A 26,038-nucleotide genomic window follows, 5' to 3' on the forward strand; every position below is an offset into this window, starting at 1 on the left:
CCGACCGGTTCGGGTGATAAGTGCCGGCTCGTACGATGAAACTCGGAGGTTCCCATGACCGCTGTGGGGAACGGTGCACAGACCGCCGGCCGGCCCACCCGCCTGCCCCGCTCGGCGCGCCGCAAGCAACTGCTCGCCGCCGCCCAGGAGGTGTTCGTCGCGCAGGGCTACCACGCTGCCGCGATGGACGACATCGCCGAGCGGGCGGGAGTCTCCAAGCCCGTGCTCTACCAGCACTTCCCGGGCAAGATGGAGCTCTACCTCGCGCTGCTGGACACGCACTGCGACGCCATCGTGGCGAAGGTGCGCGACGCGATGCGCGGCACCAACGACAACAAGGAGCGGGTCAGCGCGTCGGTGCGCGCCTACTTCGACTTCGTCGATCACGAGAGCGAGGCGTTCCGCCTGGTTTTCGAGTCGGACCTGCGCAACGACCCGGCCGTCCGGCAGCGGGTGGAACGGGTCGAGCAGGGCTGCATCGCCGCGATAACCGACACCATCATCTCGGACACCGGCGTGAGCCGGGCGCACGCCGAACTGCTCGCCTCCGGCCTGGTCGGCGCCGCCGAGACGGCCGCCCAGTTCTGGCTGGCCAGCGGCCGGCAGGTGCCCAAGGCGGAGGCCGAGGCGCTGGTCGCCGCCCTCTCCTGGCGGGGCATCGCCAGCTTCCCGCTGCAAGGCGAGTCAGCCTGAACATCGGTACGCCAGATCGGATAGCCTTCTCACGGCGGCTTTTTCGCCCCAGTTGAGGAGGCACCGTGGAGGTCAAGATCGGCGTGCAGTACGCGCCGCGTGAGCTGGTCCTGGAGAGCGGGCAGTCGCCGGCCGAGGTCGAGCAGATCGTGACCGACGCGATCGCCAAGGGGGAGGGCACGCTCTCCCTGACCGACGAGAAGGGCCGGCGGGTCATCGTGCCGGTCGGCAAGGTCGCCTACGTCGAGATCGCCGAGGCCGCACCCCGCGCGGTCGGGTTCACCGTCCGCTGATTTCCTGCCGGAGTCGCCGCGGCGGGCACCCCGCCACGGCGGCTCCGGGCGTCAGTTGTTCAACCCCGCGGCGGTCATCCGCGCGGTGTGCGCGTCGGTCAGCCGGCGGAACAGCGCCGACACGTCCACCCCCGCCCGGCGCGCGATCAACGCGGTGAGCGCGCCCCGGTCCGCGGCGGCGACCCGGCCGGCCTGGGACAACGCCTCCCCGACCAGCCGCCGCGCCCACATGGAGAGCCGGTTGGCCACCCGGGGGTCGGCCTCGATGGCCGCCCGGATCTCGGTGGCGGCGAACTCGGCGTACCGCGAGTCGTGCAGCACGTCGAGGATGAGCTGCCGGTCCGGTGCGTCGAGCCCGTCGGCGATCTCCCGCAGGAAGTCGTCGCTGACGGCGTCCCCGACGTACGCCTTGGTCACCGCCTCCAGCCAGTCCCTCGGCTCGGTCGAGTCGTGGTACGCCTGCAACGCCTCGACGTACGGGGCCATCGCCTCGTCGGGCCGTACGCCCAGCGCCGTGATCCGGTCGGCGATCCACCGGTAGTGCGCGATCTCGGCGGCGGCCATCTCGCTGAGCGCGGCCCGCCGGGGCAGGTCGGGGGCGAGGCGGGCGTCGGCGGCCAGCCGGTCGAAGGCGAGCAGTTCGCCGTACGCCACGAGGCCGAGCAGGTCGACCAGGGCCGGATCGGAGGCGGACACGAGCGCAGGCTACCGCCCGGGTGGCATCGCCGCTGACCCCGTCGATCTGTGGCCCAGGTCACGCCCGCTGCCAGGGAACAGCAGCCCAGCAGCGGAATCAGGACGACCCAGGGGCTGTTCAGGTAGTATGGAACAGTTGCCGTGGGCACCGACCGATCAGCAGAGGACATCAACCGAGCTGATCACTGTCCGGCCCCCGGCGCGCGTGCGGCCCGGTCCGGCTCGGCGTACCGCCCCCGACCGTGTGGCCCGCGCCAAACCGACCGCGCCCTGAGGACATGAGGGGCGCACCACGAGAGGGCACCCCCAAATCCATATGAGCGAGCAGATTCAAGGCCAGGAACTGGCCCCCACCGCTCCGGTTCGTCCGGAAGCTCCCACTTTCGCCGAGCTCGGCGCCCGCCAGGAGACCGTCGAGGCCCTCGCGGCCGCCGGCATCACCCGCGCGTTCGCCATCCAGGAGTACGCGCTGCCGATCGCGCTGCGCGGCGTTGACCTGATCGGCCAGGCGCCGACCGGCACCGGCAAGACCCTCGGCTTCGGCATCCCGCTGCTGGAGCGGGTGTTCGCCCCATCCGAGGGCAGCGACGGCCTGCCGCAGGCGCTGGTCGTCGTACCCACCCGCGAGCTGGGCATCCAGGTCGCCAGGGACCTCGACGCCGCCGGCCGCACCCGGGGCGTCCGGGTGCTGCCGATCTACGGCGGCGTGGCCTACGAGCCCCAGATCGAGGCGCTGCGCAAGGGCGTCGAGATCCTGGTCGGCACCCCGGGCCGGCTGCTGGACCTGGCCAAGCAGAAGCACCTGCGGCTCGACCGAGTGCACGCGCTGGTGCTCGACGAGGCCGACCGGATGCTCGACCTGGGCTTCCTCGACGACGTCGAGAAGATCCTCGCGATGCTGCCGGAGGACCGGCAGACCATGCTCTTCTCGGCCACCATGCCGGACCCGATCGTCGCCCTGTCCCGGCGCTTCCTGCGCCGGCCGGTCACGATCCACGCCGGGCACACCGCCGAGACCGGTCCGTCGCCGCAGACCCAGCAGCTGGCCTACCGCACCCACTCGATGAACAAGGTCGAGATCGTCGCCCGCATCCTCCAGGCCGAGGGCCGAGGCCTGACCATGATCTTCACCCGCACCAAGCGGGCCGCCGACCGGGTCGCCGAGGACCTGGACTTCCGCGGCTTCGCGGTGGCCGCCGTGCACGGCGACCTGGGCCAGGGCGCCCGGGAACGGGCGCTGCGGGCGTTCCGCGCCGGCAAGATCGACACGCTGGTCGCCACCGACGTGGCGGCCCGGGGCATCGACGTCACCGGCGTCACCCACGTGATCAACTACGACTGCCCCGAGGACCAGGACACCTACACCCACCGGATCGGCCGTACCGGCCGGGCCGGGGCGACCGGCGTCGCGGTGACCTTCGTCGACTGGGACGACATGCCGCGCTGGCGGATCATCGACAAGACCCTCGGGCTCGACATGCCCGAGCCGCCGGAGACGTACCACACCTCCGCGCACCTCTACACCGACCTGGACATCTCCCGCGAGATCACCGGCACGCTGCCGACCGCCGAGCGCACCCGCGCCGGGCTGTCGGCGGAGGTCGAGGAGGACCTGGGCGGTGGCCGGTCGCGGCGCGGCGAGCGCGGTGCGCGGCGCGGCGAGGGCCGGGGCCGGGAACGTCGACGGGGTCGGGGCGGCGACGCCGCCGCGATGCCCGCCGAGGGTGACAGCGGCGCCGAGTCGGCCGCCGAGGAGGGCACCCGCACGCCGCGCCGCCGCCGGCGCCGCCGGGCCGGTGAGACGGTCGCCGGCGAGCCCACCGCGGCGGTCACCGCCGAGGGCGGGGCCGAGCCGGCTGTGGCCGCAGCCGCCGAGGGCGAGACGCCGACCAAGCCGCGCCGCCGCCGGCGCCGCCGCAGTGGTGGTGCGGGCAGCGGTACGCCGGCCGAGGCGACCGCCGACTGACAGCGACGGGCGACGGCCCTCGGACCGGTCCCGGTCCGAGGGCCGTCCCCGCTTACGAGGAAAATGAGGCCATGCCGGAACCGCTGGACGCCGCCCTGACCGAGGTACGGGCGCTGCTGCTCGACCCTGCCCTGACCCGGGCGGTCGCCGCCGGGCGGCGCCGCGGCGAGCGTCCCTCGGTGGTTCGCGCCGAGCTGCGCCCGGTCACCCTGAAGGCCGGCCTGCGGCTGCAGATCGCCACCTCGGACGGCGCCCGGCCGTACACCCGCAACGTGGCGCCGGGCGCGGAGGCCGGCGCGGCGGTCGACGCGCTGCTCGCCGAGCCCTTCGGCAACTGGCACGTGGAGACGGCCGACACCACGCTCCAGCTCCGGGTGACCAAGTCGGGCGAGGCGCAGGTGCACCGGGCGGCGGCGAGCCGACCGGCACCGGAGCCGGGCAGCCACGACCGGGCCAAGGACTACCTGCTCGACCCGGGCGACCCGATCTTCGCCGAGATCGGCGGCTCGGCGGCCAAGCGCCGCCAGGTGGACGCGTTCCTGCGCGCGCTGGCGGCCACCCTGCCCGACGACCTGACCGGGCCGTTGCGCGTGGTCGACCTCGGCTGCGGCAACGCGTACCTGACGTTCGCGGCATACCGCTATCTGATCCGGCGCGGGCTGAACGTGACGCTGGTCGGGGTGGACGTCCGCGAGGACCAGCGCCGCCGCAACACCGAGCTGGCCGAGCGGCTGGGCTGGGCCGACCGGGTGAGCTTCGTGGCCGGCACCATCGCCGAGGCGGTGGTCGAGCCGGCACCCGACCTGGTGCTGGCGCTGCACGCCTGCGACACCGCCACCGACGAGGCGCTGGCCCGCGCCGTCCGGTGGAATGCCCGGTGGGTGCTCGCCGCCCCCTGCTGCCACCACGACGTGGCGGCCCAGCTCCGCGCCCGTCCGACCCCGGGGCCGTACGAGCTGCTCACCCGGCAGGGCATCCTGCGCGAGCGGTTCGCGGACGTGCTGACCGACGCGCTGCGGGCCGGCCTGCTCCGGCTGCACGGCTACCGGGCCGACGTGGTGGAGTTCGTCGACTCCCGGCACACCCCGCGCAACCTGCTGATCCGGGCCCGGCACACCGGGCACACGCCGACCGCCGACCAGCGGGCGGAGTATCGGGAGCTGGTCGACCAGTGGGCCGTGGCACCCCGGCTGGAGACCCTGCTGGCCGGATCGCCGACCTGACGGCGACCGGTCGCGGTAGTTGATTCCGGACAACCGATCTGCCGTCCCGGCCGTCCCGCCACCCGACCGATCAGTCAGTTACTTCGACCCTCGTTCGTACTACCCTGTCGGAGGCCGCACCGTCCGGTGCTCGCGCCGGAGAGGGAAGACCCGGAGGGATGGGTTCCGCAGAGGTTTCGCCGCAGATGGCGTTCGCCCGCTTCGTGCGGCGCGCCATCGACGATGCCCGCGAGGAGCGCGGCTGGACGGTGACCGAGCTGGCCACGCACACGGGTGTGGGGCGGTCCACGGTGTTCCGCTGGCTGGCCGGTGACTGGCAGGACTACCCGGAGCTGGCCAAGGTGCGCGGCTTCTGTGCCGCACTCGACCTGCCGGTGGCGGCCGCCTTCCGCGCTCTCGGCCTGCCCGACGCCGGCCAGCTTCCCCGCCGCCGCGCCGAGGACGCCCCGGTGGAGGCGGACGTCCGGGTGATCCTGGCGCGGCTGGCCGATCCCAACGTCCCGGCCGAGGAGAAGCACCACATCCGGGACCTGCTCCGCTACCTGGCGCGCCGCCCGGTCCGCCGGGCCGGCTGACGCCTCAACCGACCGTCACGGTGAACGCGGCGGTACGCACCACGCCGCCGACCTGGAAGTCGAAGAACATCCGGTAGCGGCCCGGCCCGGGCGCGCTGAGCGAGAACGTGACCGGGTCGCCGTCCCGCCGGGTCTCCGGGTGCACGTGCACGTAGCCGAGGTCGCCCTCGCGGAGCGCGACCAGGTGGCCGTACGCGCCGAGGTAGGGCTCCAGCGCCGCGGCCGGGCCGCCGGGGGTGAGCACCTGGAACCGCAGCGGGGTCGCCGCCCCCGCCGTCGGGGTGCCCTCGTATCCGACGGTGAACCCGTCGACCGTGGTCGAGGTGGCCGGGGCCGGCAGCGGCCGGGGCGCGTACCCGCCGGGCGCGGCCAGGTCGGTGCCGAGGGTCACGGCGGTCTGCCGGCCGTCGTCGGCGACCGCGGTGAAGTCGGCGTACGCCCGCCAGACCCCCGCCTCGGGCAGGGTCAGCGGCACCGACCAGGTGCCGTCCGCCGCCATCGTCGGGTGCAGGTGCTGATAGCCGGTGAGGTCGCGGCGCACCACGATGAGGTGCATCGGCTTGTCGTGCACGACGGCGAACCGGGTGACCGGTCGCCGCCGCTCGTCCCGGATCTGGAACCGCAGCTCACCGGCCCGGCCGGGGATGAACTCCACCGTCAGGGGGGTGAGCGTGTAGCCGGCCGAGCTGAGCGAGAGCCCGACCGCGTCCGCGCCGTCGCCCTGGGTGACCGTGGCCCCGCCGTGCGAGTGCGCGCCGGTGCCCGGCGCGTGGCTGTGCGCCGCGGTCGCCGGGGCGGCGCCGGACGCGGTGGTCGGCGGCGGGTTCAGCCGTCCGAGGCCGAAGCCGAGCAGCACGGCGAGCACCAGCCCGCCCACCGTCAGGGCGAGCCGCAACGTGGCCCGGTCCACCATGCCGGGGCCCGCCCCGACCGGCAGGTCGCGGTCGAGCACGGCCGGCGACGCGTCGGGACCGGCCGCGGCCGGTGCCTCGGGACGGGTGACGGACGGCGACTCAGGCAACGCCGCCGGCCAGTTCGTAGCCCGCCTCGTCGACGGCGGCCCGGACGGTCTCGACCGGCAGCGCATCGCTGCTGGTGACGGTGGCCGTACCCGCGGCGAGATCGACCCGGACCTCCTCGACGCCGGGCAGGGCGGACAGCTCCTCGGCCACCGCCCGCACGCAGTGCTCGCAGGTCATCCCGCTGACGGCGTACGTCTGGGTGACGGGTCGCTGCTCGGTCATGCGCCCACGGTACCGCCAACCGGGGTGCCGCCCGGGGCACCGTCGCTGACGGTGGCGACGCTCGCAATCCGGCCGGCCCGGGAACTTACCCCGGCCGTTGGACGACTACCTCAGATCGAGGGCGCGACCGGAAGCCGTCGACGGATCAGCCGGCGATCGCGAGGGCCAGCGGGAGCACCTCCGGGGCGCCGGCCCGGCGCAGCAGCCGAGCCACCATGGTCATGGTCCAGCCGGAGTCCACCAGGTCGTCGACGAGCAGCACCGGCCCGTCCAGCCCGGCCAGGGCGTCGGCCAGCTCGTCGGGCAGCGCGAAGGCGTCGTGCAGGGCGCGTACCCGCTGGGCGCTGTTGCCGCGCGGCCCGCCGGCCCCCGACGGGCCGGTCCGGGCGACCCGGCCGAGCAGCGGCAGCCGGCCCACGGTGGCGATCCGCTCGGCGAGCGAGCCGACCAGCGCCGGACGGGTGCGGGAGCCGACCGCCACCACGCCGACCGGCCGGCGCGGCCACGGGTCGTCGCCGTGCGCCCACGCCTTCAGCACCTCGACCACGGCCGCCGCGACGTCGTCGGGGACCGCGCCGTCCGCCGCGTCCGGCCCCACCAGGCCGCGCAGCCGCCCACCCCAGCCCAGGTCGGAGAGGCGACCCACGGCTCGGCCGGGCAGCGCCTGCTCCGCCGGGGGGATGCGCCCCTTCAGGGGTACGCCCACCGCGTCGAGGCCGGTCGGCCAGAGCTTCTTCGGCGGGATCGCCACGCCGGGGCGGCCGAGGAAGGTCTGCGCGGCGGTGAGCGCGGCGTCGCTGACCTCGGCGCCGACCACCGGGCCCGCGCAGTTGTCGCAGCGGGCGCAGTCGGCCGCCCCGTCGTCGTCCAGGCATTCCCGCAGGTGGCGCATCCGGCAGCCGGTCGTGCTCGCGTACCGGAGCATGGCCTGCTGCTCGGCGGCGCGCGCCTGGGCGACGCGCCGCAACCGGGGCTCGTCATAGACCCAGGGCTCGCCGGTGGCGAGCCAGCCGCCGCGCACCCGGCGGACCGCGCCGTCCACGTCGAGCACCTTGAGCATCAGCTCCAGCCGGGCCCGGCGCAGGTCGACGATCGGTTCGAGGGCCTGGGTGGAGCTGGGCCGGTCCGGGTGCAGCGCGGCGAGCACCGCGCGCACCTGCTGCTCGGGCGGGAAGGCGAGGGAGGCGAAGTACCGCCAGATCGCCGCGTCCTCGGCGCCGGGGAGGAGCAGCACCTCCGCGTGCTCCACGGCCCGGCCGGCGCGGCCGACCTGCTGGTAGTAGGCGATGGGCGACGGCGGCGCGCCGAGGTGCACGACGAAGCCGAGGTCCGGCTTGTCGAAGCCCATGCCGAGCGCGCTGGTGGCCACCAACGCCTTGATCTTGTTGTCCAGCAGGTCCTGCTCGGCGGCGCGGCGGTCGGCGTCGTCGGCCTGGCCGGTGTACGCGGCCACCTGCCAGCCCCGGGCGCGAAGGAACTCCGCCGTCTCGCCGGCCGCCGCGACGGTGAGCGTGTAGATGATCCCGGAACCGGGAAGCCCGTCGAGGTGGTCGGCGAGCCAGGCCAGCCGGTGGGCCGGGCTCGGCAGGTCGACCACGCCCAGCCGCAACGACTCCCGGTCGAGGGTGCCGCGCAGCACCAGGACGTCCGGTCGCTGCGCGGCCGGAGCGGTCAGCTCGGTACCGAGCTGCTCGGCGACGTCCTCGGTGACCCGGGCGTTGGCGGTGGCGGTGGTGGCGAGCACCGGGGTCCGCTCGGGCAGGTTGCCGAGGAAGGTCCGCAGCCGGCGGTAGTCCGGCCGGAAGTCGTGCCCCCAGTCGGAGACGCAGTGCGCCTCGTCCACCACCAGCAGCCCGGTGGTGGCGGCCAGCTTCGGCAGCACCCCGTCCCGGAAGTCCGGGTTGTTGAGGCGTTCCGGGCTGATCAGCAGCACGTCCACCGTCCCGGCGTGGATCTCGGCGGTGATCTCGTCCCACTCGTCGAGGTTGGCCGAGTTGATGGTGCGGGCCCGGATGCCGGCCCGGGCCGCCGAATCGACCTGGTTGCGCATCAGCGCCAGCAGCGGCGAGACGATCACGGTCGGGCCGGCTGCCTCGCCTCCCACGCCGGCGGCGGGCCCGGCGGCGCCGGCCTGGCGGAGCAGCGCGGTGGCCACGAAGTAGACCGCCGACTTGCCCCAGCCGGTGCGCTGCACGCAGAGCACCCGCCGGCGGTCCACCACCAGCGCCTCGATGGCCCGCCACTGGTCCTCACGGAGCCGGGCGTGCTCCCCCGCCAACCGCCGCAGCACCGCCTCGGCCCGCTCCCGTACGGCCACCCGATCCTGGCTCATCCGGCATTTCTACCAGGCACCCGGGCGGCGTCCGGGATCACGAGGGCAAGTTGGCCGGCGGGGGCGGTAGGAAGAGCAGCACCTCACGGAGCGGGTCGCTCACGGCGGGCGGCAGGAGGCACCGCGCGGCCAACTCCTCCATCGAGGCGTACGCGCCGCGCACGCGCCGGTCCAGCACCAGGTGCTGCGCCTGCGCCGGGCTCAGCCCGGGCAGCCCGATGATCACCTGGTCCGCCACCGCGTTGATGTCGACGAGACCACCGTCGTCGTACGCCCGGGGCAGGTCGGGGCGGCCGATGCGCAGTTCCCCACGCGCCGTCGGATAGTGGTAGAGCAGGTAGCGGGCATGCTCTCGGCGCAGCCGGCGGTCGTCCGCCGACGGCCGGCGGCCCCAGTGGGCGCGGAACCAGCCGAGCAGCCGACCGTTGAGCAGCACGACGTGCACCGCGCCCGCCAGCCCGGTGATCAGCCAGATAGTGATCAGGAAGCCCTCGAAGTCGGTGACCTCGTCGGTCTCGCTGCCGCCGACGCCGGCCAGGAAGGACACGGCCACTGCCAGGTAGTAGGCCGCTGCGAGCCCGTTGCGCCAGCTCCGTCGCCAGATCGCGTACAGGAGCACCACCAGCCAGGTGAGGAGGCCGAAGGAGGCCAGGGCGGTGAGCGCGGACACGATGGTGGCGCCGATGCTCAGCCAGCGTGGCACGGCGCGGCGCGCGACCGCGGGCATCGGCACCGGCGGCGGGCCGCCGGCGGGCCAGCCGGCGGTGTCGGGCGGTAGCCAGCCGACGGGCGGCGGAGGGACTGGTCCGGCAGCCGGGACCGACGGCGGCGCCGATGCGGGCGGTGCGGCCGGGTGCTCAGGTGCGACCGGTGCGACAGGCGCGGCCGGGTGCTCGGGTGCGGCGGGCGCGGCCGGTTGCTCGGATGCGGCCGGCGCGGCCGGCGCGGCGGGTGCGGCCGGCGCGGCGGGTGCGGCCGGCGCGGCGGGTGCGGCGGGTGCGGCGGGTGCGGCGGTGAGCCTCTCGGCCGGGCGCGCCGACTGGGCCGGCACGGCCGGGGTCGGGGCCGGTGCGGTGAGCGCGCGCTGCGGAGGCGTGAGCAGCAGCGTGCCGTCCGAGCGCAGCATCCGTCCGTGCAGCTCCTGTAGCACCTCGCCGGGCTCGATGCCGTACTCCTCGCGGAGCAGGACGGCGAACTCCCGGTACGCGGCGAGCGCCTCCGCCTGCCGGCCGCTGCGGTACAGCGCCAGCATGAGCTGGTACCGCAGCCGTTCCCGGACCGGGAACTCGGCCACCAGCTCCACCAGTTCGCCGACCAGCTCGCGGTGCCGCCCGCTGTCCAGTTCCAGCTCGGCGCGGGTCTCCAGGGCGACGGCCCGCAGCTCCACGAGGCGGTGCCGCGCGGTGTCGAAGTACAGCCCCGGGAACCCGGTGAACGGGTCACCCTGCCACAGGTCCAGGGCGGCGGTCAGCTCCGCCAGCGCCTCGGCGGTACACCCGGCCGCGTGCTGCTGCCGGGCGCGGTGCACACCGCGCTCGAAACGGACCGCGTCGACCGACTCCGGCGGAACCCGCAGCAAGTAGCCGGCGTCGGTGAGGGTCAGCACCCGCCCCGGCGTACGCGGGGACCGGTCCGGTTCCAGCACCCGGCGCAGCCCGGCGACATACTTCTGCACGACGTTGGGGCCGTTCGCGGGCGGGTCCTCCGGCCAGACCGCCTCGACGACCTGCCCGGTGGAGACCGGGCGGCCGGCGGAGAGCAGCAGCACGGCGAGTACCGCCCGCTGCTTGCCGGCGCCGAGATCGAGTGGGCGGTCCGCGTACCAGGCCCGCTGCGACCCGAGGATCTCGAAGCGCAAGACCTGTGACATGCGAGTTTTCGCTCCTACACCCCGCCCCGTACGCCGACGGCGGCCCGCGGCAGTCGGACCGCAGCATATCGGCAGCGGAACGGCCGTGCTGACCTGCCAAGATCTCCCGGCAACAGCCCCTTGGGAAAGTGAGTCAACGAAATGACGCAGCGTATCGGCACCGCCGCGACGATCCGGCGGGTCGCGGGCATCGCGACGGCCGTGCTGGCCGCCACCGCCCTGTCCGCTGGGTGCGGCACGATCAAGGACGGCGCCTCCACCGGCGCCGGATCCACCCCTGCGGCGTCCCCGTCCGTCGACCCGAAGCAGGCGCTCCTCGCAACAGTCCCGGACGAGGCCACGAGCGCGTTCCGGTTCACCGGCAAGGACGCCTCCACCAGTCTGAGCGGGCGGATCGACCCGGCGTCGAAGGCGCTGGAGATGAACATGGTGATGCCACCCGAGGACGGGATCACCGTGAAGATGTCCTTCCTGGTCATCGAGGACAAGGTCTGGATGAAGGCGAAGTTCAGCGGTAAGCCGGGCCTGCCGAAGCTCCCGGAGAAGTGGATGGCGCTGGACAAGGCCAAGCTGACCGACGCCAGCGGCGTGCCGAGCTACGACGGCGCGGACCAGGGCAACGCCGGCCCGCTGCTCGACGCGGCGACCTCCGTCGAGCAGCAGGGCGCCGGGAAGTACGCCGGGTTCATCGACGTGACCGGCGGCGAGGCGGCCAAGGCGCTGGACGACGGCGAGGCGGCGGCGCTCGGCGAGGCCGGCAAGCACGTGCCGTTCACCGCGCAGGTGGGGCCGGACGGGCACCTCACCTCGCTGGTGCTGGAGATGCCCGCGGCCGGTAAGCAGAAGGCGTACCAGTACGTCGTCGCCTACACCGACTTCGACAGCACGGAGAAGATCACCGCGCCGACCGGGAGCGCGGTGACGAAGGCACCTTCGCTGGCGTACGAGCTGTTGAACGGCTGACCCACGACGGGAGGGGGCGGCGGCCACACGGGGGGCCGCCGCCCCCGCGTCGTTGCCGGGTCAGCGGCGGCGGAGGGCGGCCAGCACGGGGGTTAGGCGGGATCGGAGGCTGGCCAGGCCGCCGGGGAAGAAGTAGACGGCCAGGATGAAGACGGTGCCGAGGACGAAGAGCGGCTGGGACAGCGGGTGGCTGAGGAACGCCGGGAGGCTGTTCACCGCGTCGCTGGTGCCGAAGGCGGTCAGCCGGTGGTCCAGGTACATGTAGAGGATGCCGCCCAGCACCGGACCCCACCGGGTGCCCGGACCGCCGAGCACCACCATGACCAGCAGCGACAGGGTCAGCTCGGACGACGTGACGTGCGGGCTCGCACCGCCCACGATCAGGCAGTAGACCACCCCGCCCGCCGTCGCCAGCCCGCCGGCCAGGGTGAACGCGACCAGCTTGAAGCGGTACGGGTCGAGCCCCAGCACCCCGATCCGGCGCTCGTCGTCGCGCAGCCCGGCCAGCACCCGGCCGGTGGGCGAGCCGCTCACCCGGTGCACCACGAAGACCACGAGGGTCAGGTACGCCAGCGCCAGCCAGTAGAGGTTCACCGTGTTGGCGACCCCGACCAGGGCGGACGGCAGCCCGGACACGTCCAGCGGCAGCCCCTCCTCGCCGCCGGTGAGGCCACCGAAGTCGCGAGCCACCAGGATCGCCCCGACCTGGGCGAAGGCCAGCGTCACCATGGCGAACGCGATCCCCACGGTGCGCAGCGCGACGGCGCCGAGCAGCGCGGCGAGGATCGCCCCGCCGACGACGGTGAACAGCGCGGCCTGCCACAGCGGCAGCCCGAACCGGGTGATCAGGATGTCGGTGCCGTACACGCCGGCGGCGAAGTAGAGGGCGTGCCCGAAGGAGAGCATGCCGGTCCGCCCGAAGAGCAGGTCGTAGCCGGCCGCGAGGCCGCCGAACACCAGGCAGATGGCGAGCAGTTGCAGGGCGCCCGGCGAGTTCAACGGCCCCTCGAAGATGCCCGGCAGGTTCAGCGTCGAGTACGGCAGGATCGCCGCCACCACCAGGGCGGCCACCGGCGCGTACGGGCGCAGCCCGAGCCAGCGGGAGTGCCCGGGGGTCAGCTCGTCGGGCACCGCCGCGGGCGGCGCCGCGACCTCGGGACTCTTCACCTCGGTCATGCGTGTGCCACCTTCCCGGCCAGGCCCTGCGGACGCAGCAGCAGCACCACGGCGAGCAGCCCGACGACACAGAGGTCACCCAGCCCCGACGTGCCGTAGTAGTTGACGAACTGTTGCAGCAGCCCGACCGCGACCGCCGCGTACGCGGACCCGACCACCGAGCCCATCCCGCCGATGACCACCACGATGAACGCGAAGATCAGCAGCGAGCCGCCCTGCCCGGGCGAGACGGTGCCGAAGTAGACCCCGCCGAGCGCGCCGGCCAGCGCGGCGGCCGCCCCGCCGATCGCGAAGACCAGGGTGAACGCCTTGCGTACGTCGATGCCGAGCGCGGTCACCATCTCCCGGTTCTCCACGCCGGCCCGGATGATCAGGCCGTACCTGGTGAACCGGAGGAAGGCGAGCAGCCCGCCGAGCACCAGCACCGCGGCGATGATCAGCAGCAGCCCGGCGTTCGGCACGTTCGCGCCGAGGATCGAGGTCACCTCGCGGGTCCACGCGGGGCGCGGGAACGGCCGCGGGTCGGCGCCCCAGGTGGCCTGGAGCAGTGCCACCCCGGCCAGCGACAGGCCGACGGTGACCAGCACCTGCTCGATGGTGCGGGAGTAGAGCGGCCGGATCAGCACCAGCTCGACCAGCACCGCCACCAGCGCCCCGGCGAGCACGCCGAAGGCGACCGCCACCACGAACCCGAAGCCGCCCGGCCCGGCGCCGGGCAGGTTGCCCGCCGCCCACCAGGTCGCGTACGCCCCGACGCCGAGGAACAGGCCGTGCGCGAAGTTGAGCACGTCGGCCAGGCCGAAGACCAGGGAAAGGCCGGAGGCCACCAGGAAGTAGAGCGCCGCCAGGCCGAGCCCGGTCAGCGCCAGCAGGATCACCGTGCTCACGCGATGCCATCCTTCGTTCGCGACTGCGCGGCTCGCGGACCCGGCTCGCTCCTCGTGCTCACCGTCACCTCCGAGCCGACGCCCAGCAGCGACTTGGTCAGCGCGGTCTCCAGCAGCAGTTCCTGCGCGTCGCCGGTCCAGGCCACCTTGCCGGTGGAGAGCACCACCGCGTCCCTGGCAAGCCGCCGGACCACCGCCAGGTTCTGCTCGACCAGCAGCACCGGCACGGATTCCGCCACCCGTTCCAGCACCTCGGCCACCTCGGTCACCACCTTCGGCGCCAACCCCTTGGTCGGCTCGTCGATCAGCAGCAGCCGGTTGTCGTTGAGCAGCACCCGACCGATGGCGAGCATCTGCTGCTGCCCGCCGGAGAGCGAGCCGGCCCGTTGCCGTCCGCGCCGGTCCAGCTCGGGGAAGAGCGCGAAGACCTTGTCGTACGCCGGGGTGGTGCCCCGCCGTTCGGCGAGCCGCAGGTTCTCCGCGACGGTGAGGCCGGCGAAGACGCAGCGGTCCTCCGGCACGTAGCCGAGGCCGTCCCGGACCAGCCGGTGGGTGGGGCGGGCGAGCAGGCTGCGCGCCCCCATCCGGATCGTGCCGCGCACCTCGCCGGTGCGGGGCGTCAGCCCGACGATCGCGCGCAACGTGGTCGTCTTGCCGACCCCGTTGCGGCCGAGCAGCACGGTCACCCCGGTCGGCGCGACCTCGAACGACACCCCCTGGAGGATGTGCAGCCCGGCGATCCGCACCGACAGGTTCTCGACGCTGAGGACGGATTCACTCATAGCGATTCCCCCAGGTACGCCTCCTGCACGGTGGCGTTGGCCATCACCGTGTCCGGGGTGTCGCAGGCCAGCAGCGCCCCGTGGTGCATCACGGCGATCCGGTCGGCCAGTTCCAGGATCACGTCCATGTGGTGCTCCACCATGAGCACCGACCGCCCGCTGTCGCCGGTCAACGACTTGATGACGGCGACCAGTTCGGGCACGTCCTCGGCGCTGACCCCGGCCATCGGCTCGTCGAGCAGCATCACCCGGGGCTCCCCGGCGAGCAGCAGGGCGATCTCCAGCTTGCGCTTCTCGCCGTGGGCCAGGGCGCCGGCGAGCGCCGTACCCCGGTGGGCGAGGCCGACCCGGTCGAGCGCCGCGTCGGCGGCGGCGGCCACCTCCCGGTCGGCCGCCGCCCGCCGCCACAGCTTCATCGAGCCACCCCGGTGCGCCTGTACGGCGAGCCGGACGTTCTCCCGCACCGTAAGCGAGCCGAACACCGAGGACGCCTGGAAGGTGCGCCCCAGCCCGAGGCGCGCCCGCCGGTGCGGCGGGAGGGCGGTGACGTCCTCCCCGTCCAGCAGGATCCGCCCCTCGGTGGGTCGGCGCAGGCCGGTGATCAGGTTGAACAGGGAGGTCTTGCCGGCGCCGTTCGGCCCGATCACGCCGAGGAACTCGCCGGGCGCGAGGTCGAGGTGGACGCTGTCGACAATGGCGACCTCACCGATCCGCCAGGTCAGACCGCGGGTGGCGAGCACGGATCAGCCCTTCATCTGAGTGACCGGCGGCGCGGTCTCGTCACCGGTCAGGGTCTTCTGCGCGGTCGCCGTGTAGGCGGTGCCGCTGCCCGACAGCTTGGCCTGGTACATCGGCTGGAGCAGCGCGTGGTCCTCGGGCCGGATGGTCATCTGGCCCTTGACGCTGTCGAACTGCCAGCCCTCCAGCGCCTTGATCATCTTGTCGACGTCGTCGCCACCCTCCTGCGCGGCGCGGACCACCATCTGGGCGGCGGCGAAGCCGTCCGGGTGGAACAGGTCGAGGGTGCCGCCCGGGATCTTGGCCTTGGCCGCCTTGGCCGCCTCGGTGTCGCTGGCCCCGTCGAAGTAGTGCGACAGGAAGGAGATCTTGCTGCCGGCCGCGCCGAAGGTCGGCCAGGAGGCGCGGATGTCCAGGCCGGTGACGACCGTGGTGGCGGCGAGTACGCCCTGCTGGTCGAGCGTCTGCCACATGGCGGGGGCGGTCGTGCCGGCCCACGCGACGAAGAGCAGGTCCGGCTTGGCGGCCTTGATCTGGCTGGCGAACGGGGTGAACTCGGTGGCGCTCGCCGGGGCCCGGACGCTGCTCACGGTCGCGCCGGCACCGCCGATCACCGCCTTGACGGCGGCCTCGTTCGCGTCACCGAAGGCGCCGTCCTGGGCGAACACGACCACCTTCTTGCCGGTGGCGTCGCCGATGAAGGACTTGGCGGTCACCACGTCCTGGTAGGACTGCCGGCCCGACCGGAACGTGTACTTGTTCGCCCCGGTCACCGCGTCGGTGGCGGCCGGCCCGGAGATGAAGAGCACCTTGTTCTGCGCGGCGATCGGGGCGACCTGGAGGGCCACGCCGGAGGAGGTGGAGCCAGCGATGATCTTCGCACCCTTGCCGATCAGGTCCTTGGCCGCGGAGACCGCCTTCGCCGGGTCGCCCGCGTCGTCGACCTCGGTGAGTTCGATCTTCCGGTCGCCGACCTTGCCGGTGCCCTTGGTGGCGAAGTCGAGGCCGGCCTTGAAACCCTCGATGTACTGCTTGCCGTAGCTGGCGAGCGGCCCGGACTGGGAATACACCAGCCCGACCTTGACCGGGGCGGTTTCGCCGCCGCCGGAGGCGGTGTCCTGCGGGCTGCCACACGCCGTGACGGCCACCGCGGCCGCCATCATCGTGGCGGCGGAAAGGAACACCCGTCGCGTGTGCCGGATCGTCATTGCGACTCCAGGTGAGGACAGGGGGGAACGTCAGTTGTCGGCTCACGCTAGAAGTGACGTCACCCACGAGCTATGTGGTCGAAACACACAAGTGATCGGGGTGGGATGGCCCCGCGTAACAACCCCCGACATCCTCACGTAACCCCGTCGACTCCGGATGGCCGCCGCCGCCATCGATGCGCCGGCCGGTGTGTCGCACCCCGCCATCGCGGAGCCGTACCCGAGAGCGGCCGCCCGCCCCCTATCCGGGCACGCCCGACCCGCACTCGCCGTCGTGGTCGGCCGGGCGCGGGCAGCGCCGGCCGCCGTCGAGCAACCGGTCGCAGTAGACCCAGTGGCGTACGGACTGCGCGTCCTCCGTCGACACGGTCGCCCCGGCCCGGTCCACGTCGGCGAGGAAGCCCAGGGCGCGGCAGATGGATCGGGCGAACCGCCGCGCGCCGTCGAGGTCGGTCGCCAGCACCGGCAGGTGCACCACGAAGCGCTCCCGGTTCACCGGAGCACTCCCGGGCTGAAGCGGGACTGCCAGCTCCGGAGCGCCCGCTTGATCCGGACGTTCTCCTCCTGGATCAGGGCCAGTTCCCGCCGGGCGGCGGCCAGGTCGCCAGCGACCCGGTGCAGAAACGCGTGCACCTCGGCCGGGTCGAGCCCACGCCGGACGTTGCGGAACTGCCGCGCGCGGATCTGCCCCACGGTCAGCGGCCGACACGTTTCGGAGCGGTACCAGCCGCCGTTCGGCGGCCGGCTCGGACGCTTCCTCGCTGGCCGGAACAGGTTCAGCACGTTTCGCATGACCACCCTCCTCGCCTGGTCGCGCGGTGGAGGCGGGCCGGCCCACGGACAGGGGACGGGGCCGACCCGCCGGCCCCGCGACCGCAGCCCAGTCGGCGGTACGACCCCGGAGCCCACTTCTGGTCCGAACCCCAGGGTTTGCCGAACCAACCGGAGCCGGACACGGATGAGGCTACACAAGATGCTTGTGTAGGTCGACCCCTCACCGTGACGGCACGACAGCTTGTTGCAGTTACTGGTGTAGGCCGGGCATGATCGAGGACGCCGAACCAACCGGAGTCCTCACCATGCCCACAGCCGAACCGCCATACCGCACAATCGCGAACGACCTCACCGCAAAGATCAAGAGCGGCGAGCTGAAGCCGGGCGACAAGCTGCCGTCCACCCGGGAACTGGCCGAGGCTTACGGCGTCCACATGAACACCGCCTCGCGGGCCCTCTCGCTGCTGCACGATCGGGAGCTGATCATCGGCCAACCGGGCCGTGGCACCTACGTCGCCGAGCGCCCGGGGCAGTAGGGTCCGCACTCCCTACAGACCTGATGTCGTAAAGGATTCAGACATGCCCGGCGGAGCTTGAATCGTTTGCGCCATCAGCTCCAAAGGCGCCAACAAGGACATCCGCCACCCAGGCAGGGCGATCCATTCACGTCATCAAGTTCGCAGCGGCACGATGGAGTCCTCTGGACCGCAGCCGACGTCCCGCACGGCCGGGCCTTCCTCGTCTAGATCCACTCCAAATACGCGACGTTGCGGTGTCAGCGCAATCCCGACACCGCCACATCGCCGACACGGAGGCGAGCCAGAACGTCACGTGGGGTGCCCGGACACCGCCGAGCACCCCACGTCGCCGGAGTGCCGCGCCGGGGCCCCGAGCGCCCGGCGCGGACACCGTCTACCGGCCGGCTCGGGCCGCCACGGCGGTGTCCGGCTGGTCGGCGAAGGCGCCGTCCAGGCCGAGGCCGAAGAACAGCTCGTACTCGGACGTGATGTCGCCGCGGGCGTTCGGGTCGGTGCCGATCCGGTAGTCGACCGGGAGGAACTGGTTCTCCGCGCGGAACGTCCAGGCGTGCACCAGCAGCTTCACCCGGTGCGCGTCCCGGATCACCGTGGTCGGGGCGAGCAGCTTGCCGGCGCCGTCCCGGGGCACGATCAGGTTCTTGTGCAGGCCGACGCCGTCGGCATACCGGGCCACCCACGCCAGGCCCGAAGCCGAGGCCAGGTCGGCGTAGCTGCGCGGGTCGCCGGCGACGGTGAAGTCGTACGGGCGGCCGGCCGCGTCCATCAGCTGGACCAGCCGTACGTCGATCATGCGGTCCAGCTTGCGCAGGTTGGCCGTCTCGAAGCTCTGGATGAAGACCGGATCGTTGCGGTTGGTCAGCTTGTTGGCTTCGAGCACCGCGACCAGCGGCTCCTCCAGCGGAAGCCCGATCGAGGTGAAGTAGCTGGGGTGCTTGGTCTCCGGGTAGACGCCGACGGTCCGGCCCCGGGCCTTCGACTCGGCCCGGGCCAGGTCGATGACCTCCTGGAAGGTCGGCACCTCGAACTTCCCGTCGAACGCCGTGTTGGCCACCCGCACCTGGGGCAGCCGCTCCTTGGCCCGCAGCGTCTTCAGCTCGGCGAGGGTGAAGTCCTCGGTGAACCAGCCGGTGACCTGCACCCCGTCGATGGTCTTCGTCGCCCTGCGGGCGGCGAACTCGGGGTGGGCGGCCACGTCGGTCGTACCGGAGATCTCGTTCTCGTGCCGGGCGACCAGCACGCCGTCCTTCGTCGAGACCAGATCGGGCTCGATGTAGTCGGCGCCCATCCGGATGGCCAGCCGGTAGGCCTCCAGGGTGTGCTCGGGCCGGTAGCCGCTCGCGCCGCGGTGGGCGATCACGATGGGGCGGTGGGCCGTGCGGGACTGGTCGGCGGCGGCCTCGGGCCGGGCCTGGGCGGCCACGGCCGGCACCGCCACGACCGCCGCGAGCAGCGCGCCGGCCACGCCGAGGGCGGAAAGGGTACGTCGCAACACCGTCTCCTGTCGTCGATGGGTACGCACAGCAGACCGGTCGCGGTTGGCCGGCAGTTGGTCGTTTCCTGACCTGCCGGTGAATGTCCGGACGGAAGATGACCTGGTGCGCCGTCTGCTCCGTAACCCCGTGCGGCTGGTGCCGTTCGGGTTCCTGGCGGCGATCCTGTTCGGCACCGGCCTGCTCATGCTGCCCTGGGCCACCAGCCAGCACCGGTACACCCCGTTCGTCACCGCGCTGTTCACCGCCACCTCGGCCGTCTCGGTCACCGGCATGGCCGTCACCGACACCCCGAACTACTGGAACCCCTTCGGACTGGCGATCATCACCTTGCTCACCCAGCTCGGCGGCCTGGGCATCCTGACCGGCGCGGCGCTGGTGATCCTCGCGGTTTCCCGGCAGCTCGGCCTGCGCAACCGGCTGCTGGTGCAGGCCGAGACCGCCGAGTTCGGCATAGGCGACGTCCGCTGGCTGCTGGTGCGGATCGTCGCGACGGTCTTCGCCACCGAGGCGGTGATGACGGCGGTGATCACCGGCCGGCTCTGGCTGACCTACGGCTACCCCCCGTGGCGGGCCCTCTGGTTCGCCGCCTTCGACTCGATCCAGGCGTTCAACAACGGCGGCTTCACCCTCTACTCCGACGGCCTGGTCGCCTTCTCCCGCGACCCCTGGGTGGCGCTGCCGCTGGGCCTGGGCGCGATCATCGGCGGGCTGGGCTTCCCGGCGCTCTTCGAGGCGGTACGGGAGTGGCGGCGGCCGCGGGGCTGGGCGATCGCCACCAAGCTGACGATCTGGGGCAGCATCGTCCTGATCGTGCTCGGCTTCGGCGCCCTGCTGTTCGCCGAGTGGTCCAACCCCGCCACCATCGGCACCTACGACGCCCCGGGGAAGGTGCTGGGCGCGTTCACCCAGATCGCGCTGAGCCGCACCGGCGGCTTCGACGTGATCAACATCGACAAGCTCACCGAGGAGAGCTACCCGCTGCTGATCGTCCTCATGTTCATCGGCGGCGGCAGCGCCAGCACCGCCGGCGGGATCAAGGTGTCCACCTTCTTCCTGCTCGCCTTCGTCATCTGGGCCGAGCTGCGCGGCGAACCGGACGTGGCGGTGGGCGGCCGGCGGGTCGCCACGGTCAGCCAGCGGCAGGCGTTGACCGTGGCGCTGCTCAGCGTGGCGGTGGTCGTCGCCGGCACCGTCACGGTGATCGTGCTGACCAGGCACGTCCGCTACTACACCGCGCTCTTCGAGGTCACGTCCGCGTTCAGCACCACCGGCCTGAGCACCGGGCTCGCCGCGGAGCTGAAGGCACCCGGCCAGTACCTGCTGACCGCGCTCATGTACATCGGCCGGGTCGGCCCGCTCACCCTCGGGTCCGCGATCGCGTTGAACACCCGGCGACGCCTGTACCGCTATCCGGAGGAGCAACCCATTGTCGGCTAGGAGGACGGACGACAGCGGCATCGTGGTGATCGGCCTCGGCCGGTTCGGCTCGCGGCTGGCCGGCTCGCTGGCGCACCTCGATCACGACGTGCTGGCCATCGACCGCAACCCCGACCGGGTACAGCACTGGTCGGCGCGGCTGGACCGGGTGGTGCAGGCGGACTCCACCGAGGAGAACGTGCTGCGCCAGATCGGCGTGGCGGACTTCCGGCGGGTGGTGGTCGCCATCGGCGCCTCGGTGGAGGCGAGCGTGCTGACCGTGCTGGCCCTGGCCGAGCTGGGCATCCCGCAGATCTGGGGCCGGGCCACCTCCGAGAAGCACGCGAAGATCCTCAGCTCGGTGGGAGCGCATCACGTGATCTTTCCGGAGGCGGAGACCGGCGAGCGGGTCGCGCACCTGATCGTCAGCAAGATGCTGGACTTCGTCGAGTTCGGCGACGACTTCGCGATCGCCAAGGTACGCGTACCGCGGACGATGGTGGGGCGACGGCTGCGGGAGTTGACCCCGGCGGACCGGTACGGGGTGATGGTGGTCGGCGCGAAACTGCCCGGCGAGCCGTTCCGCTACGCCGGCCCGGACACGGTGCTGCAAGCGGACAGCGTGCTCGTCGTGGAGGGCAGCATCAGTCAGGTGCAGCGCTTCGCCGCGCTCGGCTGAGCATCACTACTGCTTGGCCTTGACCTTGCCCCGGTCCTTGTCCTTGCCGCCGTGGTCCCCCTTTCCCTCGGTCAGTCGCCTTTTCCCTTGCCGTCCCCCTTGCCCTTGCCATGCTTCTCGGGATTGGTCCGGCTGCCGCTACTCTTCGCCGTACTCGCTTTCGGGGGCGGTTTCGGGGCCGTCGTGCGGGCCGGGGCGGTGGTCGGCACCGAGCCGGCCACCCCGGAGACCTGCACGCCGCAGGTGCTGTCGCCGACCTTGAACTCCACCGGCAGCAGGTTGCCGCCCGTGTAGCGACCGGTCAGCGAGATCTTCCGGGACGCGCCCGGCGCCAGCGCCGGGTCGGTGGCCGGCGCCTGGAGCTGCACGGTCCGCCCCTGCTGGTGGACCGCCGGCTGGGCGCTCGTCACGGTCTGCCGGCCCGGGAAGGTGAAGCTCATCGTCCAGCCGCGCAGTTCCCGGTTACCGGTGTTGGTCAGGGTCAGCTCCGCGGTGAAGTCCTTTCCGGAGTCCCGCCGCAGCGTGTAGTCGACCGCGCAGGGGATCGGCTGCGGCAGGTCCATCCGGGCCTGGGCCGGCTCGACGCCGCCGCTGGCCGAGCTCTTCGAGGTAATCCCCCACATGGTGGCGGTGACCGCGACCAGGCCGGCGGCGACCACCCCGGCCTCCACCCTGCGCCTGCGCGTGGCGGCCCGGGTACGGGTGCGGACGGCGGAGAAGGGCAGCGCGTCGGTCTCCGCCGACCAGGGCAGGATGGTGGTCCCGGCGTTCTCCACCAGCGTCGGATCGACCTGGCCGACCGCCGGGGAGACCGGCACGATCGCCGCGACGCCGGCCGCCTCGGCGAGCGTACGGGCCACCTCGGCGGTCGCCGGCCGATCCGCGCAGCGCTTGGCGAGGCACTGCCGGACCAGCTGCGCCACCTCGTCGGGGAGTCCCAGCACCGGCGGCATCGGCTCCGGATCGTGGTACATGTGCGCCCGGAGCATCTGGGTGGTGGTGCTGGCCTGCCAGGGCAGCCGGCCGGTGAGCATCCGGTACAGCAGCAGGCCGACCGCGTACACATCGGTGGCCGGGGAGACCTGGCCGTTGTTCAGCCGCTCGGGAGCCAGATAGGCGGGCGTGCCGAGCAGGGCGCCGTCCGGGCCCTGCTCGCTCTCCCCGGCCAGCGCCGAGATGCCGAAGTCGACGACCTTCACCCCGGTCGAGGTGAGCATGACGTTGCCGGGGGTCACGTCCCGGTGGACCACGCCCCGGGCGTGCGCGGTGGCCAGCGCCGACGCCACCTCCGCGCCGATGGTCACCGCCTCCCGCCAGGGCAGCTGCCCGCCGCGGCCGAGCCGGGCGCTGAGCGAGCCGCCGTCGACCAGTTCCATCACCACGTACGGCACGGTCAGCCCGGCCTGATCCGACTCGCCGTAGTCGTACACGTTGGTGATGTTGGGGTGGCAGAGCCGGGCGGCGGCCTGCGCCTCGATCCGGATCCGGTGCCGGAACGCCTTGTCGCTGGCGAGCCGGGAGGCGAGCACCTTGACCGCGACCTGACGACCGAGCACCTCGTCGTAGCCGCGCCAGACCACCGACATGCCTCCCGCACCGAGCTGCTCGACCAGCCGGTACCGCTCACCCAGCAGCTGCGCGCCGCCCCTCACCGCTGCACCCATGGTCGGTCCTGTTGCCCGGAGCGGACCGCCGTACACCTGAAGGGTCGGAATCGGTCAGGAAAGTCACCCGTTCAGGCGGTCGCCAGGAGCTGGTCCACCGGGGCGTAGTCGTCGGTCAGCACCAGCGCGTCGCCGACGTACCCGGTCAGCTCGTCCCCGGACAGCAGGCTGGCCGGCTCGGGCAGCATGCCCAGCCGGGACAGGGCGCCGGCCAGCGGCAGCGGCCCGTCCGAGGCGACGATGAGGAAGTTCGCACCGGACCGCCCCTCGATGCCCCAGGGCGGGGCGATCAGCGCGACGTGCCGGAACTCGGCCCGGACGGTGGCCAGCTCGGCCCGGATGAACCGGCCCGGCGGCATGTCGATGACGTTCTGCACGTAGATCCCGCCGGGTCGGAGCACCCGGCGGACCTCCGCGGCCATCTCCCGGGTGGCCAGGTGCCAGGGCACGACCAGGTGCCCGAAGGCATCGCCCACGATGAAGTCGCGGCTGTCGGTGCGCTCGGCGCCGAGCAGCACCCGGGCGTCCCCGACCCGGGCCTGCAATTGCGGTCCGGTGCGCACGCCCAGCTCCCGCCGGTCCAGGTCGACCAGCCCGCCGTCGATCTCGAAGACCAGGTTGTCGGTGCCCGGCCGGGTCGCGGCGAGGTAACGCGGCATGGTGAAGCCGCCGCCGCCGAGGTGCAGGGCGTCGAGCCGCTGCCCGGCCGGCCCGGCCAGGTCGGCAACCAGGCCGATCCACTGGGTGTACGCGTACTTCAGGTGGGTCGGGTCGGCCAGGTCCACGTACGAGTGCTCGGCCGAGTTGAGGTAGAGGGTGCGCCCCTGCGTCCACTGCGAGTCGGTCTCCACCTTCGCGCAGTGGTATGCCGTCTCCACGTCGCACGGGTTCGGGGCGACCGCGGAGAGGCCCGCCGCGGCCAGGCCGAGCACCGCCAGGGTGGCCTTGACCCGGGTCGGGGCGGGCAGCCCGGTCCCGGCCCGCCGGCGCAGGTACGCCCCGAGCGCCAGCCCGGTCGCCCCCAGCACCGCCGCCAGCCCGAGCACGATCACCGTGCTGGACAGCGCCGCCACCAGCACGAAGCCGGTGACCAGGGTGGCGGTGATCCCGCCCAGCGTGCCGATGCCGGAGAGCCGGCCGACCACCTGCCCGGTCCGTCGCAGGTCGGCGAGCTGGAGCTTGACCACCAGCGGGGTCACCCCGGCCAGCAGCGCGGCCGGCACCAGCACCGCCAGCGCGGTCAGCAGGAGCACCCCGCTCGCCGCGCCACCGCGCAGCGCCTCGCCGGCGTAGCGGACGACGGGGAGGGTGACCGCGGTGGCGATGCCCGCCAGCACCAGCGCCGGAGCGAGCAGGGTGCGCGGGTCCCGCCGGTCGGCCAGCCACCCGCCCATCCACGCCCCGTACGCGATGGCGCCCAGCGCCATGCCGATGACCGAGCTGGTCACCTGGAGGGTCACCCCGACGTACGGGCCGACCAGGCGCAGCGAGACGGTCTCCAGGACCAGCACGGCCCCGCTGGAGAGGAAGACGAGGAACGCGGCGAGCCCGTTCGGCAGGGCCCGGGGCGGGACCGGCGCGCTCGGGGCCGGCTCCGCCTCGACGTCGGACGATGTGCTGCTCACCGTGGCGATGCTACGCAGCGTTCCGGGCAACCAGGGTCAGTACATCGAGACATGAACATGGTTTGTGTGGTCGGCGGCCGGACTGCCCCCGCCGCTGTACGACCGCCAACCGGTGTTCGGCATCCAGATCTGCCGGTACCAGATCACGTACATGACGCCGAGCTTGCTCGCGTTGTTCTTGAGGTAGCTGGCGAGGCTGTCCCCGTACGCCTTGTCGCCGCCGGTGGCCGAGACGTTCTCGAAGCCGCCGCTGGCGGCGGAGAAGTCGCACGCCCGCCCCTTCGGGTGCTCGCCCCCGCCACCACTGCGGTGGCAGGAGACGTACCGCTTGTAGCCGGCCGCCTTGGCCTGCTGGAGCATGTGCAACGTGCGTGGGGTGATGCAGCCGTCGGCCGGCGTCGGGTCGTTCACCGAGCAGGACTCTGCCGGCCACGAGCCGTCGGGGTTGCGCGGGGCGGGCTTGGCCGACCCGGAGCCGCCGCTGAACCCGCGGCTGCCGCCGGAGCTGACCTTGGCCAGCGCGATCTCGGCGTCCCGCTTCTTCTTCGCCAGGATCGCCAGCTGCTTCTGCTGCTCGCGGACCTCGGCGTCGAGGGCCAGCTTGGCCCGGGTGGCCTCGGCCTGCGCCTCGTGCAGGTCCCGCAGCCGCCGGCTGTCCCGCTGGGCCATCACGTCCAGCTCGGCGGCGCGCTGCAGGAACGAGTCCGGATCGGTGCTGGCCAGCAGCGCCGACACCGGGGTCAGCCGGCCCACCCGGTACGAATGCGCGGCCACCTCACCCACCTGCGCCTTCAACTCGACCAGGCGTAGCTCGATCTGCTTGAGCTGCCCATTCAGCGCGACCTGCCGGCGCTTGGAGTTGTCGAGGCGGGCCTGGGCCTCGATGTGACCCTTCGCCGCCGCCTCCAGGGCTGCCCGGAGCTGCTTGCTGCCGCCCTCGTCGGGCGCGCTCGGGCTGGGCGCGGCAGCGGCGGGCCCAGCCGGGGCGAGGCCGGCGCCGAGCAGCAGGGCCGCCGCGGCGAGCAGGGCGAGCAACGCCCGGCGGGCGCGCCGCCGGATGAGCCTGGTCCTGGGCACGAGAGCGTCCTTCCGTCGGCCGCCGGTTGACCGCTGCGCGGCGGCGGCTCCGCCGGCCACGGACGGCGGCCTGCTGGCGGAGGCCGCCGGTCACGATACCGGACCGCGCGCGCCACGCCAGGCCC

General features: G+C 73.2%; 25 protein-coding genes. 9 read left to right on the top strand and 16 right to left on the bottom strand.

Annotated features, from left to right (window positions below; all coding sequences use genetic code 11):
• Positions 1-54 precede the first annotated feature (54 nt).
• Together ACFYML_RS01250 and ACFYML_RS01255 are read left to right on the top strand one after the other, a co-directional pair.
• Positions 55-693: a TetR/AcrR family transcriptional regulator gene (locus tag ACFYML_RS01250; RefSeq protein WP_073834371.1), complete on the top strand. Its 639-nt coding sequence runs from the start codon at positions 55-57 to the stop codon at positions 691-693.
• A 65-nt stretch (positions 694-758) separates the two neighbouring features.
• Entirely contained in the window at positions 759-986 is a 228-nt protein-coding gene (locus tag ACFYML_RS01255; RefSeq protein WP_073834372.1) for a DUF3107 domain-containing protein, read from the top strand.
• A 51-nt stretch (positions 987-1,037) separates the two neighbouring features.
• On the opposite strand, the gene ACFYML_RS01260 is transcribed toward ACFYML_RS01255, so the two are convergent.
• The gene (locus ACFYML_RS01260) at positions 1,038-1,682 is read right to left on the bottom strand and encodes a ferritin-like fold-containing protein (protein WP_387418698.1); all 645 of its coding nucleotides are present in this window, start codon (positions 1,680-1,682) and stop codon (positions 1,038-1,040) included.
• Between the two features lie 316 nt (positions 1,683-1,998).
• Between ACFYML_RS01260 and ACFYML_RS01265 the strand changes: the two genes are divergently transcribed.
• The 3 genes from ACFYML_RS01265 (at position 1,999) to ACFYML_RS01275 (ending at position 5,446) form a co-directional block, all read left to right on the top strand.
• A complete protein-coding gene (locus tag ACFYML_RS01265) occupies positions 1,999-3,648 on the top strand; it encodes a DEAD/DEAH box helicase (protein WP_387418699.1) in 1,650 nt (549 codons plus the stop codon).
• A gap of 71 nt (positions 3,649-3,719) precedes the next feature.
• Positions 3,720-4,871 carry a class I SAM-dependent methyltransferase gene (locus ACFYML_RS01270; RefSeq protein ID WP_387418700.1) on the top strand — a complete coding sequence of 384 codons (1,152 nt, stop codon included), beginning with the start codon at positions 3,720-3,722 and terminating at the stop codon, positions 4,869-4,871.
• A 158-nt stretch (positions 4,872-5,029) separates the two neighbouring features.
• Complete coding sequence (locus ACFYML_RS01275; protein WP_387418701.1) at positions 5,030-5,446, top strand: helix-turn-helix domain-containing protein; 417 nt, start codon at positions 5,030-5,032, stop codon at positions 5,444-5,446.
• A 4-nt stretch (positions 5,447-5,450) separates the two neighbouring features.
• Here ACFYML_RS01275 and ACFYML_RS01280 read toward each other — a convergent pair whose 3' ends face one another.
• The 4 genes from ACFYML_RS01280 to ACFYML_RS01295 all read right to left on the bottom strand — a co-directional run bounded on the left by ACFYML_RS01280 (position 5,451) and on the right by ACFYML_RS01295 (position 10,892).
• The gene (locus ACFYML_RS01280) at positions 5,451-6,467 is read right to left on the bottom strand and encodes a hypothetical protein (RefSeq protein WP_387418702.1); all 1,017 of its coding nucleotides are present in this window, start codon (positions 6,465-6,467) and stop codon (positions 5,451-5,453) included.
• Entirely contained in the window at positions 6,460-6,690 is a 231-nt protein-coding gene (locus tag ACFYML_RS01285) for a heavy-metal-associated domain-containing protein (protein WP_387418703.1), read from the bottom strand. Before ACFYML_RS01285 ends, ACFYML_RS01280 begins: the two co-directional genes overlap by 8 nt.
• Before the next feature lie 145 nt (positions 6,691-6,835).
• Complete coding sequence (locus tag ACFYML_RS01290) at positions 6,836-9,022, bottom strand: DEAD/DEAH box helicase (RefSeq protein ID WP_387418704.1); 2,187 nt, start codon at positions 9,020-9,022, stop codon at positions 6,836-6,838.
• A 37-nt stretch (positions 9,023-9,059) separates the two neighbouring features.
• Complete coding sequence (locus ACFYML_RS01295) at positions 9,060-10,892, bottom strand: BTAD domain-containing putative transcriptional regulator (protein ID WP_387418705.1); 1,833 nt, start codon at positions 10,890-10,892, stop codon at positions 9,060-9,062.
• 141 nt (positions 10,893-11,033) lie between these two features.
• Between ACFYML_RS01295 and ACFYML_RS01300 the strand changes: the two genes are divergently transcribed.
• Positions 11,034-11,855 carry a hypothetical protein gene (locus ACFYML_RS01300; RefSeq protein ID WP_387418706.1) on the top strand — a complete coding sequence of 274 codons (822 nt, stop codon included), beginning with the start codon at positions 11,034-11,036 and terminating at the stop codon, positions 11,853-11,855.
• 60 nt (positions 11,856-11,915) lie between these two features.
• Here the strand turns inward: ACFYML_RS01300 and ACFYML_RS01305 are convergent, their stop codons facing one another.
• From ACFYML_RS01305 to ACFYML_RS01335, 7 genes are all read right to left on the bottom strand, one after another.
• The gene (locus tag ACFYML_RS01305; protein ID WP_387418707.1) at positions 11,916-13,031 is read right to left on the bottom strand and encodes a branched-chain amino acid ABC transporter permease; all 1,116 of its coding nucleotides are present in this window, start codon (positions 13,029-13,031) and stop codon (positions 11,916-11,918) included.
• Positions 13,028-13,918 carry a branched-chain amino acid ABC transporter permease gene (locus ACFYML_RS01310; RefSeq protein ID WP_073834382.1) on the bottom strand — a complete coding sequence of 297 codons (891 nt, stop codon included), beginning with the start codon at positions 13,916-13,918 and terminating at the stop codon, positions 13,028-13,030. Before ACFYML_RS01310 ends, ACFYML_RS01305 begins: the two co-directional genes overlap by 4 nt.
• The gene (locus ACFYML_RS01315; RefSeq protein WP_387418709.1) at positions 13,915-14,700 is read right to left on the bottom strand and encodes an ABC transporter ATP-binding protein; all 786 of its coding nucleotides are present in this window, start codon (positions 14,698-14,700) and stop codon (positions 13,915-13,917) included. The genes ACFYML_RS01310 and ACFYML_RS01315 overlap by 4 nt, the downstream gene beginning before the upstream one ends.
• The gene (locus ACFYML_RS01320; protein ID WP_387418710.1) at positions 14,697-15,440 is read right to left on the bottom strand and encodes an ABC transporter ATP-binding protein; all 744 of its coding nucleotides are present in this window, start codon (positions 15,438-15,440) and stop codon (positions 14,697-14,699) included. Before ACFYML_RS01320 ends, ACFYML_RS01315 begins: the two co-directional genes overlap by 4 nt.
• A gap of 3 nt (positions 15,441-15,443) precedes the next feature.
• On the bottom strand, positions 15,444-16,646 hold the full coding sequence (locus ACFYML_RS01325; protein WP_357438347.1) for a substrate-binding domain-containing protein: 1,203 nt from the start codon (positions 16,644-16,646) through the stop codon (positions 15,444-15,446).
• A 241-nt stretch (positions 16,647-16,887) separates the two neighbouring features.
• On the bottom strand, positions 16,888-17,142 hold the full coding sequence (locus ACFYML_RS01330; protein ID WP_387274957.1) for a hypothetical protein: 255 nt from the start codon (positions 17,140-17,142) through the stop codon (positions 16,888-16,890).
• Positions 17,139-17,438 (bottom strand): DivIVA domain-containing protein, encoded by a 300-nt coding sequence (locus ACFYML_RS01335; protein WP_387418711.1) that lies wholly within the window; start codon positions 17,436-17,438, stop codon positions 17,139-17,141. The genes ACFYML_RS01330 and ACFYML_RS01335 overlap by 4 nt, the downstream gene beginning before the upstream one ends.
• Before the next feature lie 287 nt (positions 17,439-17,725).
• Between ACFYML_RS01335 and ACFYML_RS01340 the strand changes: the two genes are divergently transcribed.
• Complete coding sequence (locus ACFYML_RS01340) at positions 17,726-17,956, top strand: GntR family transcriptional regulator (RefSeq protein ID WP_387419007.1); 231 nt, start codon at positions 17,726-17,728, stop codon at positions 17,954-17,956.
• 376 nt (positions 17,957-18,332) lie between these two features.
• On the opposite strand, the gene ACFYML_RS01345 is transcribed toward ACFYML_RS01340, so the two are convergent.
• Complete coding sequence (locus ACFYML_RS01345) at positions 18,333-19,448, bottom strand: glycerophosphodiester phosphodiesterase (RefSeq protein ID WP_387418712.1); 1,116 nt, start codon at positions 19,446-19,448, stop codon at positions 18,333-18,335.
• 106 nt (positions 19,449-19,554) lie between these two features.
• On the opposite strand from ACFYML_RS01345, the gene ACFYML_RS01350 reads away from it, so the two are divergent.
• Entirely contained in the window at positions 19,555-20,889 is a 1,335-nt protein-coding gene (locus ACFYML_RS01350; RefSeq protein WP_387418713.1) for a TrkH family potassium uptake protein, read from the top strand.
• Positions 20,879-21,547 (top strand): potassium channel family protein, encoded by a 669-nt coding sequence (locus ACFYML_RS01355; protein ID WP_387418714.1) that lies wholly within the window; start codon positions 20,879-20,881, stop codon positions 21,545-21,547. The genes ACFYML_RS01350 and ACFYML_RS01355 overlap by 11 nt, the downstream gene beginning before the upstream one ends.
• Before the next feature lie 71 nt (positions 21,548-21,618).
• On the opposite strand, the gene ACFYML_RS01360 is transcribed toward ACFYML_RS01355, so the two are convergent.
• The 3 genes from ACFYML_RS01360 to ACFYML_RS01370 form a co-directional block, all read right to left on the bottom strand.
• The gene (locus tag ACFYML_RS01360; RefSeq protein WP_387418715.1) at positions 21,619-23,211 is read right to left on the bottom strand and encodes a serine/threonine-protein kinase; all 1,593 of its coding nucleotides are present in this window, start codon (positions 23,209-23,211) and stop codon (positions 21,619-21,621) included.
• A 71-nt stretch (positions 23,212-23,282) separates the two neighbouring features.
• Positions 23,283-24,836: a fused MFS/spermidine synthase gene (locus ACFYML_RS01365; protein WP_387418716.1), complete on the bottom strand. Its 1,554-nt coding sequence runs from the start codon at positions 24,834-24,836 to the stop codon at positions 23,283-23,285.
• A 36-nt stretch (positions 24,837-24,872) separates the two neighbouring features.
• Complete coding sequence (locus ACFYML_RS01370) at positions 24,873-25,913, bottom strand: coiled-coil domain-containing protein (protein WP_387418717.1); 1,041 nt, start codon at positions 25,911-25,913, stop codon at positions 24,873-24,875.
• Positions 25,914-26,038: the final 125 nt, after the last annotated feature.

The organism is Micromonospora sp. NPDC007230 (assembly GCF_042869115.1).
Lineage (GTDB): Bacteria > Actinomycetota > Actinomycetes > Mycobacteriales > Micromonosporaceae > Micromonospora.